This is a genomic window from Paraburkholderia sp. UCT2 (genome assembly GCF_014397665.1).
In the GTDB taxonomy this organism is placed as follows: Bacteria; Pseudomonadota; Gammaproteobacteria; order Burkholderiales; family Burkholderiaceae; genus Paraburkholderia; species Paraburkholderia tuberum.
On the sequence record NZ_VZQO01000020.1, the window covers coordinates 80,079 to 99,164 of the forward strand.

The 19,086-nt window shown below is 60.9% G+C and carries 12 protein-coding genes; 6 read left to right on the plus strand and 6 right to left on the minus strand.

Annotation, left to right across the window (positions count from 1 at the left end):
- Positions 1 to 338: 338 nt before the first annotated feature.
- From F6X39_RS18435 to F6X39_RS18460, 6 genes are all read left to right on the plus strand, one after another.
- Positions 339 to 1,391, plus strand: coding sequence for a hypothetical protein (locus F6X39_RS18435; protein WP_187617650.1), 1,053 nt, complete (start codon positions 339 to 341; stop codon positions 1,389 to 1,391).
- A gap of 269 nt (positions 1,392 to 1,660) precedes the next feature.
- A complete protein-coding gene (locus F6X39_RS18440) occupies positions 1,661 to 3,166 on the plus strand; it encodes a metallophosphoesterase (protein ID WP_175164033.1) in 1,506 nt (501 codons plus the stop codon).
- A 2-nt stretch (positions 3,167 to 3,168) separates the two neighbouring features.
- Positions 3,169 to 5,193, plus strand: a complete 2,025-nt coding sequence (locus F6X39_RS18445; RefSeq protein ID WP_187617651.1) for a CHAT domain-containing protein — start codon at positions 3,169 to 3,171, stop codon at positions 5,191 to 5,193.
- A 51-nt stretch (positions 5,194 to 5,244) separates the two neighbouring features.
- A complete protein-coding gene (locus F6X39_RS18450) occupies positions 5,245 to 5,829 on the plus strand; it encodes a hypothetical protein (protein WP_187617652.1) in 585 nt (194 codons plus the stop codon).
- A 7-nt stretch (positions 5,830 to 5,836) separates the two neighbouring features.
- A complete protein-coding gene (locus F6X39_RS18455) occupies positions 5,837 to 7,204 on the plus strand; it encodes a TRAFs-binding domain-containing protein (RefSeq protein ID WP_187617653.1) in 1,368 nt (455 codons plus the stop codon).
- A 107-nt stretch (positions 7,205 to 7,311) separates the two neighbouring features.
- On the plus strand, positions 7,312 to 8,214 hold the full coding sequence (locus F6X39_RS18460; protein WP_187617654.1) for a toll/interleukin-1 receptor domain-containing protein: 903 nt from the start codon (positions 7,312 to 7,314) through the stop codon (positions 8,212 to 8,214).
- Between the two features lie 10 nt (positions 8,215 to 8,224).
- On the opposite strand, the gene F6X39_RS18465 is transcribed toward F6X39_RS18460, so the two are convergent.
- From F6X39_RS18465 to F6X39_RS18490, 6 genes are all read right to left on the minus strand, one after another.
- Positions 8,225 to 9,004 carry an N-acetylmuramidase domain-containing protein gene (locus F6X39_RS18465; protein WP_175164023.1) on the minus strand — a complete coding sequence of 260 codons (780 nt, stop codon included), beginning with the start codon at positions 9,002 to 9,004 and terminating at the stop codon, positions 8,225 to 8,227.
- Between the two features lie 11 nt (positions 9,005 to 9,015).
- Positions 9,016 to 10,071, minus strand: a complete 1,056-nt coding sequence (locus F6X39_RS18470; protein WP_187617655.1) for an SLATT domain-containing protein — start codon at positions 10,069 to 10,071, stop codon at positions 9,016 to 9,018.
- 709 nt (positions 10,072 to 10,780) lie between these two features.
- Positions 10,781 to 12,415: a DUF4157 domain-containing protein gene (locus tag F6X39_RS18475; protein WP_175164019.1), complete on the minus strand. Its 1,635-nt coding sequence runs from the start codon at positions 12,413 to 12,415 to the stop codon at positions 10,781 to 10,783.
- 221 nt (positions 12,416 to 12,636) lie between these two features.
- Complete coding sequence (locus F6X39_RS18480) at positions 12,637 to 14,631, minus strand: hypothetical protein (RefSeq protein WP_187617656.1); 1,995 nt, start codon at positions 14,629 to 14,631, stop codon at positions 12,637 to 12,639.
- A gap of 17 nt (positions 14,632 to 14,648) precedes the next feature.
- Positions 14,649 to 17,864, minus strand: a complete 3,216-nt coding sequence (locus F6X39_RS18485) for a WD40 repeat domain-containing protein (RefSeq protein ID WP_175164015.1) — start codon at positions 17,862 to 17,864, stop codon at positions 14,649 to 14,651.
- Entirely contained in the window at positions 17,861 to 19,063 is a 1,203-nt protein-coding gene (locus F6X39_RS18490) for an AAA family ATPase (RefSeq protein WP_187617657.1), read from the minus strand. The genes F6X39_RS18485 and F6X39_RS18490 overlap by 4 nt, the downstream gene beginning before the upstream one ends.
- Positions 19,064 to 19,086 lie beyond the last annotated feature (23 nt).

Here is a 19,086-nt window from a genome sequence, read left to right on the forward strand (position 1 = left end):
GCTTGAGCACCACGCCGCGTTCTTCGACGAAGTGGGTTGGCCGCGCGGGATCGATCTCGTGCGGCATCGGCTGCCGAAATTCGCATAGCGCTTAGAACATTCAGACTTTTTGTTCAGGTACTCATCGCGCTGCCCGTGACAAGCAGTGCGTTGTCATCCATGCCAGATTGCATGCGCCATCGACGCGGGCGCCCGACCGGCTTTCGTAGCCTGAACCCAGGTTCCCATATCAATACGGACAACAGGGTCGCGCCGATTCAATTTCTTTATCTCCAATCGTCTTTATTGCATCGTAAAGATGCGTGCGCAAGACACGAGCGGGACATAAGGAGACGAGAATGAGCACCGTCAAAATATTCCTGAGTCACACGTCGGAGTTCGTCAACATTGCGCGAAGTTTGAAATGGTCAATCCTGGCTCTGGCGTCTCCCGATTCGGTTGAGGTGAAGCTGAGCGAAGAAATGCTGGGCGGCGCCAACTGGCACGCGTGGATCGAGCAGAACACCCGCGAAACCGACGCCTTCGTATTCCTCTATCCACGCGCTGATATGGACAACGGCTGGCCGGCCTATGAACTCGCTCGTTTCACGGAAAATTGCGAAAAGCCGGTGATATGGATACGCAATCTTGAACTGAAAAAGCTTCCAGGCATGTTCGAGCAGTATCAGTATTACCCCGCAACGGAAGAAGGCATTCTCAAGTTCTTTAGTGAGGTCTTCGCGAAGGGATTGTTCACTCACGGTGAACCTCTAAACGCGGAAGTGGACGAAATCGGGTCCAAGTCATATAAAAGCGCGGTGGACGCCGCTAGCGAACTGGCAGAAGCCTTCGCCGATACGTTGATCAAACTAAAGTATTACACGAGGCGAATTCAGATCTCCCTTGCGTATGACAGGAACCGCAAGTTCGATCCGGAGCAGTCGCAGGTCGCAGGAAATGCCGAAGGCATGAAGATGCTAGGCATGAGTGCCGATGCCACGGTCAGTTGGTCTTCTGTATTGGAGATGTTCGAGGATCAGGTCGACTGGCCTCGTGAACTTGAGACGGAGTTTGCCTCGATAGTGGCAGGGGCACTACCTCCGCACCTTTCACCATTCGAGACTGAGCAGGGAATTTTCATCCCGATCATCGCAAAGTGCGAAGTCGCGCAGTCACAACTGCGACGGCTCACCGTGCTGTTCGTCGAAGCGAATAGCCAGAAGCTGCGGTCGATGTTCGAATGGAAAATGCCGGCGGCGATGCCTGGACGTGCAGCTTGTCAGACTGATGCTGAGAGTGCGCTACGACATCCTCGACCCGAAATACCAGGAGGCGAGATTCCATTCGCCGTCGCAAGAAATGTGCATCTCGCTATACGACGCGGTGCTCACCGAGTACAGAATTGCGCGTGAGGAAACCAGAAAGATCGGCATTTCGGGTGTGTCAGCTTTTCAGATGTTATTTGACAAATCGCTGTGGGACAAACTGGACGCAGCGGCTGAGGAGTATGCGATCCGAACCAAGGCTTTGAAAGCGTATCCTGAACTGCTGAAGACCGCCGAAGCGGACTTCGATCATGCCGCTGCGCTCAACAGCCTGCTAGATCTCGTTCTGCCGGACGGCTGCAAGCAGGCTCGAATCTCGCGCAGCGCATTGATGGACTTGGACCGAGGAGGGCGAATTGATTCCGGTACACAGTGTCGATCAGCTTTACGTCATTTCCGATCTCCACCTTGGCGGCACCCAAGGCTTCCAGATCTTCGGCTCCGCGGCTGAACTCGCGTGGCTCATCAGTGACCTTGCCCGGCGCGATCCGGAACAGGAGATAGCGCTCGTCATCAACGGTGACTTCATCGATTTCCTGGCCGAACCGAACGCCACCTACTTCGACCCGGACGGCGCCGTGGCGAAGCTTGAGCGCATTGCCTTGCAGGACCCGACATTCAAGCCCGTCTTCGATGCCATCCCGATCTTTCTCCAGCAGTCCAGACGTCGTCTGATCGTAAACCTTGGCAATCACGATCTGGAGCTTGCGTTGCCTTGGGTGCGCACGCGCCTCGCGCAAATCCTGACAAAGGACGCGTCACCGTCGAGCGGAGCGCACGCGCGCCTGCATTTCGTGTTCGACGGGTCGGGCGTGCAGTGCGATGTCGGTGGCCATTCCGTGCTGTGCGTGCATGGTAATGAGGTAGATCGGTGGAATCCGGCGGACTTCGAGAAAATAAGACTGATCGGCCGGGACAAGCAGTTTGGGCGCCCTGCAGAACCGTGGATACCCAACGCTGGCTCGCGGATGGTTATCGACGTGATGAACCAGATCAAGCGCAAATATCCTTTCGTCGATCTCCTTAAACCGGAAGGGGCCGGCGTCGTGCCGACCCTCGCAGCATGTGCTCCCGAAGCCATGCGGGACTTCAACAGCGCGATGAGGCTGGCGAACGTGGGACTCGTCCGCGCGTGGGCCGGCATGTACAAGCCAAACGGAATGCTGGGGGCTGAGGAACTGGCAGCGGGAGACCCGGTACAGCCCGCAACCGTGTCCGGCGGTCTGCTAAATGCAGCGGGACCGGCCACTTCACGTCAAGATCGCGATGGACGCGCGATGCTAGCTGCGGCGGATGCCATAGTCCGTCGGGGCGTCGATCCGCTTGCGTTTGTCGCGAGCGAGCAGGGCAAGCGACTTGACATGGCGAGCGCGCTGTACAAATGGGCGCATGATGCGCCGACGAGCGAGGTGTTGCGCGAGGCGCTCGAAAAGCTCGACAATGACCGGAGCTTCGACATCACGGCGCGCGACGAAACCGCCGTGCTGCTCGACAAGGAGATCGGCCCGGAGGTCGACATCATCATTGCGGGGCATACGCATCTGTGTCGCGCACTACGCCGCCAGAACGGCAAGGGGCGGTACTTCAACAGCGGGACCTGGGCACGGCTGATCCGCATCGATCCCGCCACCCGGAGCGATCCACAAAAGTTTGCCGAGATTTTTGAGGTGCTCAACGGTGGTGACATGGCAACTCTCGACAGCTTTCCCTCCGGATCACTGGTTTTGCGCCCCTGTACCGTCGTGGCCATATGGAAGAAGGACGACGGATCCGGCGCAAGAGCCGAGTTGCGGCAAGTGGTCAAGCTTGCGGAAGACGAGTACACACTCGAATCGATTAGTGGCAGCCTTCTGGATAACTGACGATGCGCAAGATCACACTCGAACTGCTCCGCCAGGGTCCATCGCACAACCAGTTGCTCTCGCCGCTCACGGCCTATATTGCACTGTGCGAAAACCATAGCGCGGTGACGCTGCATGTTCCGTTCGAGCACAATCAGATGCTCTACCGGCTGCGCGCGCTCAGCTATCAACTCGGAGCCGAGGCGCGTGAGTTTCAGCTCGGCGACACCGCGGTGGTGCTTGGCAAGCTGCTCGGCGAAATTCCCGGCCTGACCGCCGACCTCAATCGCCGGGGCGCCGACACCGCAGCGGGCGACGAGCCAGTCACGCACTTGCGGCTGATCCTGTCCGCCTCTGAGCTCGCGCTCCTGCCGTTCGAGCTCGCGACCGCGCCCGGCGGTTTTCCAGGCGAAGGTCAGCCGCTTACCCTGCAAACACAGCAGCCCATTTGCATTACGCGCGAGACGCGGCGCGTGCCGGAGGAATTCATCCGTTGGCCGAGCAAGCCGCGCATATTGTTTGCCTTTGCTTCCCCGCCCGGTTTCGAGGAAGTGCCGGCTGCGGCACATCTGCTCGCGCTGCGCGAGGCGCTCGCGCCATGGCTCGCGCTATCGGACGACCTCGATGACGACGAGCGGCTCAAGATTGTCGAGGAACGGTTGTCCGTGTTGCCTGACGCGACGGTCCAGAGTCTGGAGCGCGCATGCGCGGCCAGCGATTACACGCATGTGCATATTCTCGCGCACGGCGTCGATTTGCCGGGCGGCTACGACCACCGGTTCGGCGTAGCGCTGATCTCACCCATTGAACCGAACGGCTATGAGGTCGTCTCTGGTGCGCGGCTCGCGAGCATCCTGCGCACGCCGCGCCGCGACAAGGCTGGGAAGTTCGTGCGGCCTGCCGTCGTGACGCTCGCGAGCTGCAATGGCGGCAATGTCGGCGGCGTGACGGGTGTTGGGGCGAGCGTTGGGCACGCGTTGCACGAGGCCGGTATTCCACTCGTGATCGCGAGCCAGTACCCGCTGTCGTTCGGCGGATCGGTGATGCTCGTTCAGGATCTCTACCAGGGCCTGCTCTGGGGCGAGGACCCGCGAAAGCTGCTGGTGGGCCTGCGCAGGAGGCTCCACTCCTGCTTCAAGGACCAGCACGATTGGGCCAGCATCGTCGCGTACGCATCCCTTCCGCCGAATTTTGACGATCAACTGGCCGACGCGTGCATTCGACAGGCCATGAGCAGCATCAATATTGCATTGCGTGTGTCGGATCGTGTCATGGTGGCCTTTTCCGACCGGGAGTCCAGCATCAGCGGACGCCATCAGACGCTCGCCGGGGATAAACGTCAGGAGATGCTCCAGCACGTGCAAAGAAAAGTCGCCTACGCGAAGGAGCGCCTCGAAGCGGCGAATGAAGCGTATCCCGCCCAGCGGGCCCGGATCCTGGCGCAACTCGCCAGCACCGAGAAGCGCGAAGCGCAGATGCTGTATCACTCGATCAAAACCACTTCCCGCTTGACGAAGAAAGGCGGCAACGAAGTGGTGGACAAGCTGGAGCGTGCGCGAGGCTGGTATTGGCAAGCCTATCTGCTGAACCGGTCGCATCCCTGGGAGCTGGTGCAATATGTGTCGCTCACGTTGTTCCTGCGGTCTTTGGGCAGGCTGCCGGCTTCGGACTGGACGGAAAGCAAGGTAAGGCCCTTGTGGATCACGGCGGACGCCCAATCGCAGAACGATGCCGAGAATGGTTCCGCGTGCGAGCGCGCCTGGGCCCACGGCAATATCGCCGAGCTGAGCCTGATCGAGCCCTGGCTGAAGGATGTTCCATTAGCTCCCGACCAGACCTCGGTCGACAAGGCGATCGAGGCTTGCCGCAATGTGGTTGAACTGGCGGGTCCATCATCGTTTCATGTATTTTCCACCCGGCGCCAGATCCTTCGCTATCTTGAGTGGTTCGGCCCTATGGGGGGCTGGAAATGGCCCGGGCTGCAAGTAATTGCCGAACAGATGCTCGATGTGTTGCCAGTTGGCGAAGAACCTGAATGGGACTATTGAGCACATAGCGCCGCAGACGCTATTCGGGGTGCGTCGACAAGGATCTCCAAGGTGACTCAAATTTTTTTACCGAAGCATGTCTTTCTCTTCAGCGGGCATATGATCGATCGCCCCGAGCGCCGGCAGCCGCGCTTCCCACCGGAACGGGAAGGAGCGGTAGCGAAGGATATAGCTGCAATGCTCGACGGTCTCCACGCTGGCAGTGCCGACCTCGCCATCTGCGGCGGTGCATGCGGCGGCGATCTGATCTTCGCGGAACTGATGCTCGGGCGCGGTGCGCATCTCGATCTTTATCTGCCCTTCGAGCCGCAGGTGTTCGTGCAGGATTCGGTTGACTTTGCGAACTCGAACTGGCACGCACGCTTTGAGGCCGTGCGGGCACACAAGTGCGCCCGCACTTTCGTGCTACCCGAAGCCGCGACCGACGAGGAGCGCCGGGCATCACCCTACGAGCGCAACAACCTCTGGATGCTTGAACGTGCGCTGGGGTGTGGCGCGCAGAAGGTTCATTTCATTTGCGTCTGGAACGGCCAGGCGGGCGACGGGCCGGGCGGCGCCGGCCATATGTACGAGGCCGTCAAGGCCGCCGGCGGCGTTGTGGGGCGGCCCATCCATCCGCTCGGATCGACACAGTGAGCCAATCATGCCGAAACCTATTTGCTTCGCCATCATGCCCTATGGGCGCAAGCGGACGCAGGCGGACACCGCGCACGCTCCGGGCGAGATCGACTTCAACGCGTTGTGGGACCTCGCCTATGTGCCGGCAATCAGAGCGCTAGGCTACGAGCCCGTGCGCGCGGACCAGGACACCGGCTCGATGATCATCACGCAGATGCTGGAACGCATCTTCTATGCGGACCTGGTGCTCGCGGACATGACCATCCCCAATGGCAACGTCTACTACGACGTCGGCATCCGCCACGCGGCCAGGCGCACCGGCTGCGTGCTGCTCGCGGCCGACTGGTCGCAGCCGCTCTTCGACGTGGCGCAGATGCGCACGGTCCGCTATCCGCTCTCGAACGGCAATATTGATCAGGACACTGCGCAGCGCATCCACGAATGCATCATGCCGGGCATCAGCGCGCTCACGGATGGCGAATCGCCGATGTTCAATGCAGTGAGCGGCTTCCCGGACAATCCGGATCCGGCCCTCGCGTCCACGATGAAGCAGCACATGATGGACCTGGCCGTGTTCCAGTCCGCCGTGCGCAACGTACGTCTGCTGCCGCGGGAAGAGCGCATGGAGGCGGCGCAGGAACTTGTGAAAAAGCACGGTGTGCCGCCGTTGATGGGAGGCGTCGTGTTCGCATTGCTGCTGCTGTTGCGCGATGCGGCAAATGAGCAGGCGGACTGGAGCAAGCTGCTCGACTTCATCGACAAGCTGCCGCAGGAATACCGCGAGAAGCCCGAGGTGCAGGCACAGCGCGCGTTCGCCGTGTCGCAGACGGGTGATGTGCAGTCCGCGATCGACCAACTCGAGGCTTTGGTAGCGATAGCCGGGCCGTCGGCAGAACGTTTCGGCTTGCTGGGAGGCCGGTACAAACGGCTGTACAAAGCGGCCGCGGATTCGAAAAGGCAGTCGCGACTTCGCGACCAGGCAATCGACTACTACGAACGGGGCATGGATCTCGACTTCAACGAGTACTACTGCTCGTCTAATCTTCCGCGTCTGTATCGCGAGCGCAATTGCGACGGTGACTTGAAGCGCGCGCAAACCGTGACGGCGCTCGCGACCGCCGCTTGCGATCGCGCGTTCCGGCGAGGCGTCACCGACGAATGGCTACGGCCGACGTGGCTGGCCCTTGCGTTCGACGACGGCAACGCTGATCTGGCCGAGGATCTCGCGAAAAAAGTCGTCAGCGAAGATGTGACGCGCTGGAAGATCGATAGTGTGCTGGCCGATCTGTGCGTCAGCGCGCGGCTGGTCGAGGACGAGGTTCAACGCGGGCGCCTTGGCGCGGTAGCCGACTGGCTGGCCACGCAATCGGGTGTGAAAAGCGTCACGACGTGAGGTGTTCGGGGCGCGGCCTGACGGGCCCGTTGGAGGGTTTTTTCCACTGCCGTTGTCACGCACGAAATTGGCGCTTGAAAAAACGTGCAGTCGTCGCGGAGGTTATCGTGGCAGAAGATCAAGATGGTATTCCCGAGTTCTTCGACGTATTCATCTCGTATCGTCACAGCGACGAGGCAAGAGCCCGGCAACTCGCAACGACGATTCGCGGCTACGGTTTCACACCGTTCGTCGACGCGGATTTCGCCGAACTCGCTGACACAAGCAACGTGACGCACGAAAAAGTTGAGATCCTCCGCAACAGGATATCGCGCGCGACGTGCCTGATCATGATTTATCCAACGCAGGAGGAGGGCGCCAGGATGCCTGCCAATTCTGCGTCTGCGCCCGGTATAGGCTTCTGGACACCGTGGGAGCTAGGTTTTTTCGACGGGAGCATTTCGTCACGGATCGGCGTTTTTATACCCTATGAAAAGACTGAACGATTCAACGCGAAAGACTACTTTAACGGCAGCGAGTATCTCCAGATATATCCCACCTTGAGCGACTCCAACCTCGAAGACTTTCTGAAACGGAATGCTGTGCGAGAGCGACGCATCGACAACGTGTCCGGCGCGTTCGTGTGGCTGCAGAATCTTGCCGAGGAGTGGGTCGCGAACCCTGTCAACGTCAGTCTTGGCGTTGGTGAGTGGTATGCCGATCATGCGGCTCGATTCTGGCGAAAACAAGGCGTCGACGTCTGGGCGGATTATTTCGCCAGCCTGAAAGTGCAACTGGACGATCTGCGGATCTCCTGGAGTCCTCAGTTTCGCTCTCCCGTCTTCGATGCGTTGCGGAAGGTGACCTCGTCAGACCAACACGCGATGCAGAATGATGGAATCCATCCTCAGATCACTCCGGTGCCTGGATTGGGCAACGCCGGGGGACCCATCGGCGATGTCGGGTATCGCCAACTGCCGATCATGGATATCGCAGCAATCTTCAAGGCATTTAGCGGAGATAAACCTTAGAGCGAACTGGTCACGGTGCCGCGGATTTCAGTGCGTCGAGCGTCGCATCGTCGAGTTCGGCCGAGACGTTGAGTCCTTTGGCACGCTGAAAGGCAATGATCGCCGTGCGAGTTCCGTTGCCAATCACCCCGTCGACACCGTGTGTGTCGAACCCAAGATAGGTCAAAATGGCCTGAGCCGTCCGCAATTCGATGCTCGGTAGTCCCTTGATTCCATATAGTTGCTGATAGTGAAGCAGCTTGTCGTCGTACGCGTTTTTCTTGTAATCCTTGCCGTTGTAGAAGAAGGCGACGCGCGGCCATACTTTCTGCCGGAATGCCGAAGCGAGAGGTGCGTTGCTCGCGATGAAGCGTCGCGCTCCATCAAGCTGGGCGTCTTCATCGACGACGAAGGCCTGGACCATGCCGTCGACGTTGGTGTAGCCCAGCTTCGATGCATTGAATCCCATGAGCTGTGGCAGACCCCAGGACGCGCTCTCGAGTGCGGCCTGCCGGTCGAGCTGCATTGCACGCGCAAGGCGGTCGTACTCGGCCGCCCCGCCGCTGTAGCCGCCGGGAGTACTGGAACTGATGTCGGGGTTTGATGCACTGAAGCGCCCGCCAGTGCGATTGTGAAAGACGTGCCGCTCGAAGAGTATCTTTGGGCGACGATCAGCGAGAAATCCAAAACCCCGGGTTTCGACGGTGACCAGTGCCCATAGCGAAGAAGCATCGACATCCAGCGCACTGAGGACAGTGTCGAATCCGTTCTGCGTCAACGGCGATCCTTTCCCGACAAACATGCTGTTCATACCGGGCTCCGTCATAACATGATGGTGAGCGGCTTGTCCTCGTCTTCGATCGTCACGTTATCCTGCAACTGTGCGCGCACGGCTTTCTGCGCGCGCTGTCCGGTCGCGACGATCGCGTGATCCATTCCAGGAGCGAGTTGCAGTTCGACAAATCCATCGCCCGCTACGTCGATCTGCGTGCCGTCGACCTCGAGGCGCAGGGAGCCTTCGTCCAGCGTGTCGATGCCGTCGATCGCGAGACGCACGTTGACGGTCGCTACGCGCTCGTCCTCATGCGCGGCTGGGGGTGGGGAGCGTTGAGAAGTGGCAGCCGCGCTGTACCCGCCATTGGTCGTGCCGGCCCGGCCGCCAGCGTCATCCGCGTCTGCCTCCGGACCTGCACCTGCCTGAGCGCCTGGTGAACCGCCCAGCGACACCTTCAGATTAGGATTTCGATCGAATGTATCGATCATCTGGCTGAACCGCTTTGCCCATTGTTTCGTCTCATCTTCCGCCAGCCATTCCACCTTGATGACGAAATCGCGCAAGATCGCCGTGAAAGATGGGGGACGTTCTTTGCCGATAAGGGACCCTTGTGCCTGTGCCATCGCCTGAGCCCAGCTGAATCGAAAGTCTGCCAGCAAAACTTCGAGCCGTGCCTGCGATTGACGGAAACGAATCCACGAACCGGATGCGTCGAAGAATTGGTCGAAGACGACCAGCGCACCCGCAACGGCCAGCAACACATAGCCGATCTCCGCCAGTGGCAACGCAGCGATCATGTCGAGCCACGTCGAAGGCGTGTTCGGAGTCTTGCCGACGGCAGCGATTTTGATCAGAAATGTGAGCAATATTGGTGCAAGCGTTCCGAGTGCAAACAGAAGGAGCGACATAAAGCGGATTCGCTTGGCTACGGCCGCGCGTTCGGTGGCCTTCGCGTCGTACCAGTTGATGCGGTCGGTCGCATGCGTAACGGCCGTCGAGAACAACTGGCCCAATGTAGCGTCCCACGCGCTTCCCCGGTATTGGTCTGGGCGGGTGGGAAATTGCCGATATGCACCACCATGTGCTTCGTCAGGAATATTCATTGTTTTCTCGCGATAGAGCGAGACTCACGCCGGGATCATTTCTTTTCGCCTGGATTGCGAATCTAGACAGCCGTCGCCTCGTAATGGTCCCTCCATCAAAGAAGCATGCAACTTGAAAATTGAGCCAACCCCGTGTTCGAGGTTTCGCGGGGATAGAGCAGTACGAATGCGTGTGACGCGCGGCTGGTACTCGACGTCTGGTGGTTTAGTTTGAGGGTGTAGCAGCCGCATTCCAAACGGGAGCGTTTTTGTGGGATTGCTGTAGCGAATGTACGTTTCAGCGGTGCTCTTCAGCAAGGCTAGGACAATCAACGTACTTCGCTATGTACGGCAACGAACGATGCGAGCTAATTAAAACCCGAAAATACCGGGTTTCTAAAAAAGACGCGAACGTAGGGGCGCAAGTTCTCTTTTCTTAAGAAATTAATAAATCAAGCGATAGCGCACTCCATGTCGATCGCGGGATCAAAGACGAATCGAGCCGCTCGATAGAACACGGATCATCGAAACCGGAAGTGCGCTAATGGCTAGCGCGGACACCTGGGCCGCGAAGTGGCGCGGAATACGGGACGTGTCTGGACGTTTTTTCAGCGATTTCCCGAAGCCTGCCGCGCGGATCAGGACGAAACGAGCGAGCCGCTGAGCAGCAGAGTACATGCTGCGCCAGGCAGAGTTTTACGTCGGCACTGGCGATGAAAGCGAGCGCAGTCTACTTGCCGTGGTGGAAGTGCACCACGGCGAAGCGGTCCAGCGCGCGTTTGGTTTCGTCGGTGGTGTTGACCGCTTTCGTGGAACCGAAGCTGATCAAACCGCCGCTATCGGCGCAAGCGCCTTCCAGCAAATTTGGTTCGGGGTCCGCAATGCGGGCGACCGGCACGTTCAATTGTTGCCGTAGCCATTCGGCGCGGCGCGAGCCAAGGTCGCAATTGTACTCGGTAGTTCCCTCTATTGAGGCGGCCGCAGAGATTGAGATCTTGAGGCCAGGATCACCCGCGAGAGCTTTTCCGATTTGCGCTTTGAGACCTTCGAGATCTCCACTCGCCAAAACGCCTTTGTCGTTTCCCCCACCGTGCGTCGGCCGATCCTTGACGAAGAAAAACGTGGCGTCCGAAGGTGGAGGCGGAATTGCGGGTTTGTCGGCGGGTTTGTTCTCCGGTTGATCCACGGTCTGCCTGGCGTCGGCGCGCTTCTGTTGATCGGCCGTCTTTTTGGGTTCTTCGACGGGCGGCTTCGCCTCGTCGGGTAGCTTCACTTCGACTCTTTCCGGAGGCGGCGCGGGTTTGCGCTTCACTGCGTCCCAAGCGAACTGGAATCCGGCGTTCACCTGCCACGTGCGGCTGCCGGAATATTGATCATCCGCAGGTCCTTTTGACCACGCACGACCGCCGGCCAAGGACGCCACGGCTTGCAACTTGAGCGGCCCCAACTCCACCAGATCCTGCGTGGCCTGAATGCCGCCGAGCAGACTGAACTGCTTGCCCGCGAGAGTGGGGTCACTGGAAGAGGTGGAAGCGAACCCGCCCTGGCCGAACAAAGCGACCTGAGTGCTGCCGGTGTTGATGAACAGATACGAGGGCTGCAGCGCGCCGGACCACTGGTCTCCGGTGGCAGTAGCGTTGCTGCCCCAGGTCATGATTCTTCCGTACTGGCCCACGAGCGCGAGTTCGAAACCGGTGCTGTTGGGAGCGCCGTGGAATTGGATGTTCGCGGCCAGTTGCGCGCCCAGCATCCAGGGCGGCGGCTTGGGAATGGTATAGACGCGCGAGTACTGAATCAGCCCCTGCGCCTGGAGCGTGAGCCACGGCGTCGGATCGGGCGGTTCTTCTTTCGCACCGCCTTTGTCGTCTGTCCGCGCGAGGGGATCGACGGGTTGGGGGTCGCGCTGGAGGGCGATGACACCATCGGCGGGTGGTAAGCGCATGTGTCCGCCAGCCGTCACCACGTCCGATGCGTGGCGCGCGGCCGCTTCTTCAGGGGAGTGCGCATCGGCTATGGGCAAGTGCGGCGGAATCCGGTTCGCGGCAGGGTGTTGCGCGACGTGGGCCAGTTCATGATGGAGCGTGTGAGCATTGCTCTCACGACCCATGACAACGTGCTCGCCAACGGCGTAGCCGCGTGCACCGACGTCATCCGCCGAGCGCGCGCTGCGCGAATCATCATGAATGCGTACGCGGCTGAAGTCGAAGTCGAACGCGGCGCCAAACTTTTGCCGGGAGGCGAGGTCGAGCGAGTGGCCCGGAGTGGCGAGGATTTCATGCACCGAGTGTGGGGCGAAGGTCCGCGCCAGCGCTGCGTTGCGCTTCGATTGAACAGGCTTCGACTCGGGTCTGGCAAAAGATCGCACGCTTGCCTCCTACACCGCTACGGTTCGACGTGTATATGCTGGGCGGCCGTCAAGCCGTCTAAGTCGAATCACGCCCCCAAATATAGGTCAATCGCCGACCGCTATACAATCCAGCGATAATCCGCTGCTTCCGTCGTCGGGCTTCACCCGCTGCAATGCGCCTGCGGTACAAACGGCATCGAACGGTAATCTGCGCTGAATGCGAGCGCGACTCCTGCCAATCAAACGACTGTCGGTGGTTCAATGGGCGTTCGGAGTGGTGGCTTCGTGCGTTCTTCCGGCTCGGCGGATTGGGTGTGCTTCGTACGCGCGCGCAGATTCCGGCGATACCACGCCGGCCATGTATAGCCGAATAGCGCGCCGATCCCGGCGCTCACCAGGACGGGCGTCCACGATCTCACCGGTATGTTCGGCCGGACCCGTGCGATATCCGGCATGACCCAGTTGATCACGAGCCAGCCCGCGATCGCCATCACGCAGGCGAGCGCGATGCTTTCCAGCGGACGCAACCACGGCGGATCGGCAGGTTGGAGCACATAATCGTCGCATAGCGATGCGAGCGTCACGGTGAGCGTCACCGAAAGCAGTAGCCACTTGGCCTGGGAGAAAAACGGCGTCATCGGCGCATTGCCGAAGTGCACCCGGATCGGATAAATCATGGCCGACAGCGCTAGCAGAATAAGGAACGTCGCGAGGCCCGACAGCGCATAGGCACCCTTGGGTCTGCCACTCCAGAAGGTGCGGCGCGCGAAGCTCAGATAGCGCTTCGGCAGGATCGCCACCGCCGCGGCGATGCAATGGTTGATGGCCACCAGGACGGCAACGATCACCGTCGTGGTGGCCCGATGGCTGAAACCATGATTCAGCAACGCGCCGAGCGCGAATAGCGCACACACGCCGAGGCCATTCCACGCAAGCGGTGCGCCCAGATAGAACGCCGGCCAGTCCGGCTCTTGCGGCATGGATTTGCCCTCATGCCGGCCGATGTGCTGCTGTAAGACATTGGCGGCGCGTTTGAAGCTGTCCCTGCCGACCGCGGCGATGCGCACGATGCTCAAGCCCTGTAGCGTCGCGGGGACCTCTGCGCCGGTCAGCGCGAACGTGCGGCTGATGGGAAGGCTCGCGCGGATCGCATCGAGCCGCCTCGACGCGTCGCCGATCGTGACGAGATCGTGGCTTTCGGCGACGAGCAGTACCCACGTCGATGGCGTCAGCAGCGAGCGGAAGTAGTCGGTCCACAGCGACGGGGTGGGATAGCACTCCCGCGCGACCAGCCCCTTCCAATCGTCATCGCGCGGAAGCTCTTTTCGTGCGTGGCTCAGCTCGCCGACGGTCTTGGGGAACAGTGTCTCCAGGCAGTCCGCGCGCGCGGCGACGCGGGCATGCGCGCCGTAGTAGTCGATCGCATTCGATGCCGGCGCCATGAGCGTGACCGGTCCGAGCAACCATCTGCCGGAAAAGAGGTTGATAAAGTTCCGCAGCGCGCGCGAATTCCGGCCTTCGAGCAGCACGATGACGAGCGACGGTGCGCGCTCGGGCCTTGGCCGCGATAGCGCGACGCGCGTAAAAACGAAGCCCGTTACGGCCGCTATGTCACTGACGGGCCGGTAGAAGCGGTCGGGTTCCCAACTGACGTTTATGATCCATGCGGCGAGCGCGCCGAAGCTCCAGATGGTGGCGGCGAACCACAGGCAGTCATCGGCGGCGCGACCCGTGATGCGGCCTTTCAGCTGAAGTCGCGCCAGCGCGCGCGGCAGCGCCGTGAGCAGAAGGAGCAGCAACGTGGCGCTCGCGAGAGCGGCGATAATTCGCAGACCGGCGGTCAGGCTCTCGAACTGTGTGTTCCGGAACGTCTGCGAGACGAAATCATAGAGATTGTTGGAAAACGCGAAAGCCAGGCGCAGCATGAACAACATCCCCGCGCCATAGTAAAGCGCGAACCACACATAACGCCAGGAGGTGCTGCCGAACGGCTTGTGCCGTTCGACCGTCAGGAACGACCAGGCCACCAGCCACATGATCAGCATGACCGCGGCATTGTCCAAAAACAACTGCCCGACATCGATGTCTCGGTCAGTCGTCCAAAAGAATTCTCTGTTGACGACATCGACCGCGCCCGCCGCCACCATGGATGCGGCGATCGCGCCGACGCGTCGCAGCGAACGCGCGACCGGCAGCGCGGGCAGTTCGATGGGAGCAGCGACATCGGTATCCACGATTTCTCCGCCTTGATTCATATACTGCTCAATTTCACCACCCGGTGGCGCAACCTGCGCGCGTTCAGCCACCCTATGATCGCAATCACGATTACCCACAGCAGGGTCGGCACGACCGGATGTGCGGCCATCAACGCGGACACGAGGCTATGCATCGCATTCAGATCCATCAACGACATCGCGAAGTTGTTATTCTCGCCGGTCCATAGCGTGGCTCGATCCGCGTCGCCGATGACGAGATGCTGGCCGTCCGGGCTGAACCCAACGTCGCTCACCGGACTGCCACCGCCCTGCCAGACCCTGAGCTGCCTGAGGGCGGGGTGCACGCTCCACAGTTGGACGGTTCGTTCGTCGGCGACCATGAACTGGCTGCCGTCCGGGCTTAGCGCGACGGCGTTTATGCGTTGGAATGACTTGGGGGGACAGATAGACGAATCATCCTCGAGATTCCAGAGGCATGCGACGTCATCGCCGAGCGTAATCACGCTGCTACCGTCGAGGTTGATGAACGCGTTATTGACGAAGCGATCCCATTTGAGAATCACCGAGTATTCGTCATTTCTCCATGCCCACGAAAAGACACCGTCAGAACTCGCAACGATGACGGTGTCCGCGTCATTCACGAATCTGGCCGCATAAGCCCCATAGCCGAAAAGGCGGCTTTTCATTTTTTGTCGGGTGCGCATGTCCCATATGTCAACCGTCCCTACGTCGTACGTCACCGCGAGAAACTGACCGTTATCATCGCATCCAATGGATCTCACGGACGCACTTATGCGCGGCAGCGGGTCGCCATCGCGCACCCCACGCGACAAGTGCCAGAACTGGATTGCACCGTTCGACGTCGTCGTTACTGCGGTGTCGCCCCGGCCGCAGAACGCGACGCGCGTCACTGAAGAAGCGTGGTACAACGGGTCGCCGCGCGGCTCGCCCGTGCGCACGCTCCAATTTTGCACGCGGCCATCGTCGCCGGCGGTCAGTACGTAGTCGCCGTCCGGGCTGAACCCGTATGCATTCATTCGCGTGCCACGCATGACATAGCTGATCGGATGATGTTGCTCGGAAAGCAGCATTCCCGAGTGAGAGCCCTTCCTTTGCATAGACGCGGCAACCAGAACCAGCGCGCAGATCATCAAACCTGCAACGACGATCCATAGCGCGCCGCGCGTGCCGTTGCGCACCATACCGCCGCGATACGCGAGTTCGGCCCACGCCCCCTTCAGCTCGTCGCGAAGCCCGCTCGCCGCATTGCGCCACGTGAAGCGGCGAGCGGGCGTGCGAGCGGGGCGTTTGCGTATCCAGTTCGCCCATTTCTCGGGAATACGCATGGCAAGCCGTTGCGCGGACATTCCACCCAGGTAGCCGAGACAAATAGCGACGCTCTGTTCGCCCACGGGCACACGAGCGCCGTGCGGATCGGGCACAGAATCCAGTTCGATGGTCATGCCCGGGCCTTCGGTCGGTGAAAGCGGTTCCAGCAGGCCGCGCACGACTTCGCGGATGCGCTCGTGCGTCTCCGGCGGCAATTCTTCCAGCAACAACAGCCGAAGCCAGTTCGGCATGCACTGCCTGCGCAGCCAGGGAAGCCGCGCAAGCCGCCGGTAATTGCGCGCGATCAGATAACGTAATTCGGCTTCGTGCTGGACGTTCGCGAGGCGGAAGAACCGTTCGCCGATCAGAAGCGTCAGCGGATGCCGTACGACCGGCGCGACCGCGAGCGCCGCGAGCCATTGGAAGCCGTTGTCGCCCAGATAGAGCTTCAACTGCGCGATCAGGCGTTCAGCGACCTCCTTGTTGCTGAAATCGTCGCTGAGAAAGTCGTACCGGCCTTCGGCGAGCAGGCGCGGATAGCGCTGCGGTTCGCTCAGCACGATGTTCGGCAGTTCCCCCGAAACCAGCAGCGTCGCCCATGCGCGCAGCGCGTCTTCTTCGAGCGGCAGAACCAGAAAGCCGGGATCGGCAGCGCGCTCGGGCTGTTCGATCAATTGTTCGCGCAGGTCCCAGTCTTGTGGTTCGATCAGGGTAAACAGCGCGCGATTTCGCCAGCGATAGAAACGCGCGGACTCGACCCATGGCAGGAGACGACCGTCCTGACCCGTGAATGCGTCGCGATCCGACACCACGATAAGCCGCTGACCGACAGGAGGATCAGGAAGACGATCGAGGGGTTCGCCGTGCGCGTCGTCGAGTTTTCCGCGTGCGGCGAGCCGGTACGCGACCGGTGCCTCGCCTTTACGGCGATGAAACATTCTGATGTCGACATCTAGCCCTTCCTGCCGAAGCCGGTTCGCCCACATGTAGAAGAGGCGTCCGCGCGGATCGGCCTCGTCTTCCGCATCGATCAGCATCAAATAGGATGGCCGCAGATTCGTGTGCCGGAAATGCAGTTCGGGAATGCCGAAGTTGCGCATCGTGGCTTCGATGGTTCGGCGCATGTGCAACGGTGCGCGGCGAGCGAGCGTGCCGCGCGCCGTGCGCGATTCGCGCGTATGACGTTCGAGCGGGGTGGCGATGTCGGAAGCCAGAGTAGGGACGATGTGCTGCGTCGCTTCGTGCAGCGAGCGTTCGTCGAGTTTGATGCTTGCGGACATCTGGCGTCGCTGGGTGCGCGCGAGGAACCACGCTGGCGCACACACGAACAGCAGAATCGCGACCAACGGCAGAAAAATGCCCCAGACGATCGACGTGTTCACTTCGTCGTTCGAGCGGGCCGCGGGATAGTACTGCTCGACCTGCCGCGGCACCGGGATGGGCTTCGTGATCAGTTGCTCCACTGCCGGGAGTTTCAGTTCGGGCCTCTGGCGCTCATCCAGAGGCGTGCCCCAGTTGACTGCGATCGCGAACACGGTCACTACGACGAAGAGCGCGGCAAAATACCAGACGATCTGGGGCGACTTCGCATAGAACGTCGTGAACCTGCGCCATGGGCTCTCCTTTGGGGGACGAAGCTCGGCCTCGTCGTCCGTACTGGTGGCTCTCGTGTCGTCGATCCACTCGCGGAATGCATCGTCGAAACGGCTCTGGTCTTCGCGCGACTTGCAGAAGATCGGGCGCAGGCGCGCGCGCAGCGTGTCGGGCGAGAGCGCCTCGCCGCGCTCCTCCAGATGCCGCAAAAGCCGCCCAGCGTTGACGAGTTCGGTCGCACCCGGCGAAAAACAAGCGTCGCGCAGGTGTTGCACGAGTTCGATGAACGGCGGCCAGGACCTTGGCGCCGACGTGTCGGGCGAGGTCATGGGCGTCTCGCCCATTCGTCGATCGCCCGCAATATCAGCCCGCGATCATCGCGATGTTTAGCCACGGCGGAGAGCGCGCGTTTTACGCCTGCGATGCTGTCGCGCATGAGTCCGTCGCTGGGGAGGCCCGAATTGCGCAGCGATTTCGCCCAGTCGATCAGCTCCGAGGTACCCGACTGGTAGCGCAACTCGGGCCCGCAGCGCTCGCGGCAATCGACGAAGAACTCGAGCAGGTCGTCATAGAGGCGCGTCGAGCCGGCGACGGCGAATTGCGATTGTTCGCCCGCGCTACGTTCGCTCATGTATCTCTCGGGGAAGACGCGCGCGAGCAGAATCTTGCGCAGCGTTTCCTCGTCGGGATCTTCGATATGAAAGTACACGCAGCGGCGCAGAAACGGATCAGGCAAATCGCGCTCGGAGTTGCTCGTGATAACGACTATGGGCCGCAGGCGGGCGTCGCGCGGTGCGGCGACCAGCCGGTCGCGCATCTCGCGAATGCGGAAGTCGAGGCGCTCGATGCCATTGAGCAAGTCGTTGGGGAAATCGCGGCTTGCCTTGTCGATTTCATCGATGAGCACGACGCTAGGACGCGGCCGGGCCAGGTGGGCGGGTTCGTCCGGAAAGGCGACGGCGAGCAGATCCTCGTTACCCTCGGGCGCGGCGCGCAGAACCGCCTGGCCAAGCGGCCCGAACGTGATGAAGTTCTCGGGTCTCAGTTTCGCGGGCATCGGATCCCCAGTGCCCGGCGCCTGGCCCGTGGTCTGGAACGTCAACTGCGCGCGCGCGATTTCGACATCGCCGAGTTGCGCGACCAGATCATAGCGATAGAACAGGTCGGGCGATTCGCTCATCGATTGGGCTTCGAAGCGCAGAACGGGCGCAAGATCGAATTCCCACGCGATGCGGTCGGCCAACTGGCTCTTTCCCGTGCCTGGCCGTCCTGTCAGCAGAAGCGGCTTGCCGAGAATGACGGCGGTGTTGACCGCTTCGGCCAATTCCGCGCTGGCGGAATAGCCTTCGGGATGATCGGTGAAGTTATAGATGACAGATGCGGCTTCGGCGTGGTCAGCCTCGTTACCGTCGGAGGGCGTCTCGCGCAGGATGACTCCGTTGCCTGCCACGCTCGCGTCTGGATTGCCGGACATCTCTGCGCGGCTGCCGTGCCCGATGAAAACCGGGAGTTCGATCTGGCGATTCATGGCTCCTCCATTCCTTGAGAGAC

Excerpts from the sequence above, each read along its gene's own strand:
- F6X39_RS18435 (WP_187617650.1), top strand. The coding sequence starts at position 339 with ATGAGCACCGTCAAAATATTCCTGAGTCACACGTCGGAGTTCGTCAAC.
- F6X39_RS18445 (WP_187617651.1), top strand. The coding sequence starts at position 3,169 with ATGCGCAAGATCACACTCGAACTGCTCCGCCAGGGTCCATCGCACAAC.
- F6X39_RS18455 (WP_187617653.1), top strand. The coding sequence starts at position 5,837 with ATGCCGAAACCTATTTGCTTCGCCATCATGCCCTATGGGCGCAAGCGG.
- F6X39_RS18465 (WP_175164023.1), bottom strand. The coding sequence starts at position 9,004 with ATGAACAGCATGTTTGTCGGGAAAGGATCGCCGTTGACGCAGAACGGA.
- F6X39_RS18470 (WP_187617655.1), bottom strand. The coding sequence starts at position 10,071 with ATGAATATTCCTGACGAAGCACATGGTGGTGCATATCGGCAATTTCCC.
- F6X39_RS18485 (WP_175164015.1), bottom strand. The coding sequence starts at position 17,864 with ATGACCTCGCCCGACACGTCGGCGCCAAGGTCCTGGCCGCCGTTCATC.
- F6X39_RS18490 (WP_187617657.1), bottom strand. The coding sequence starts at position 19,063 with ATGAATCGCCAGATCGAACTCCCGGTTTTCATCGGGCACGGCAGCCGC.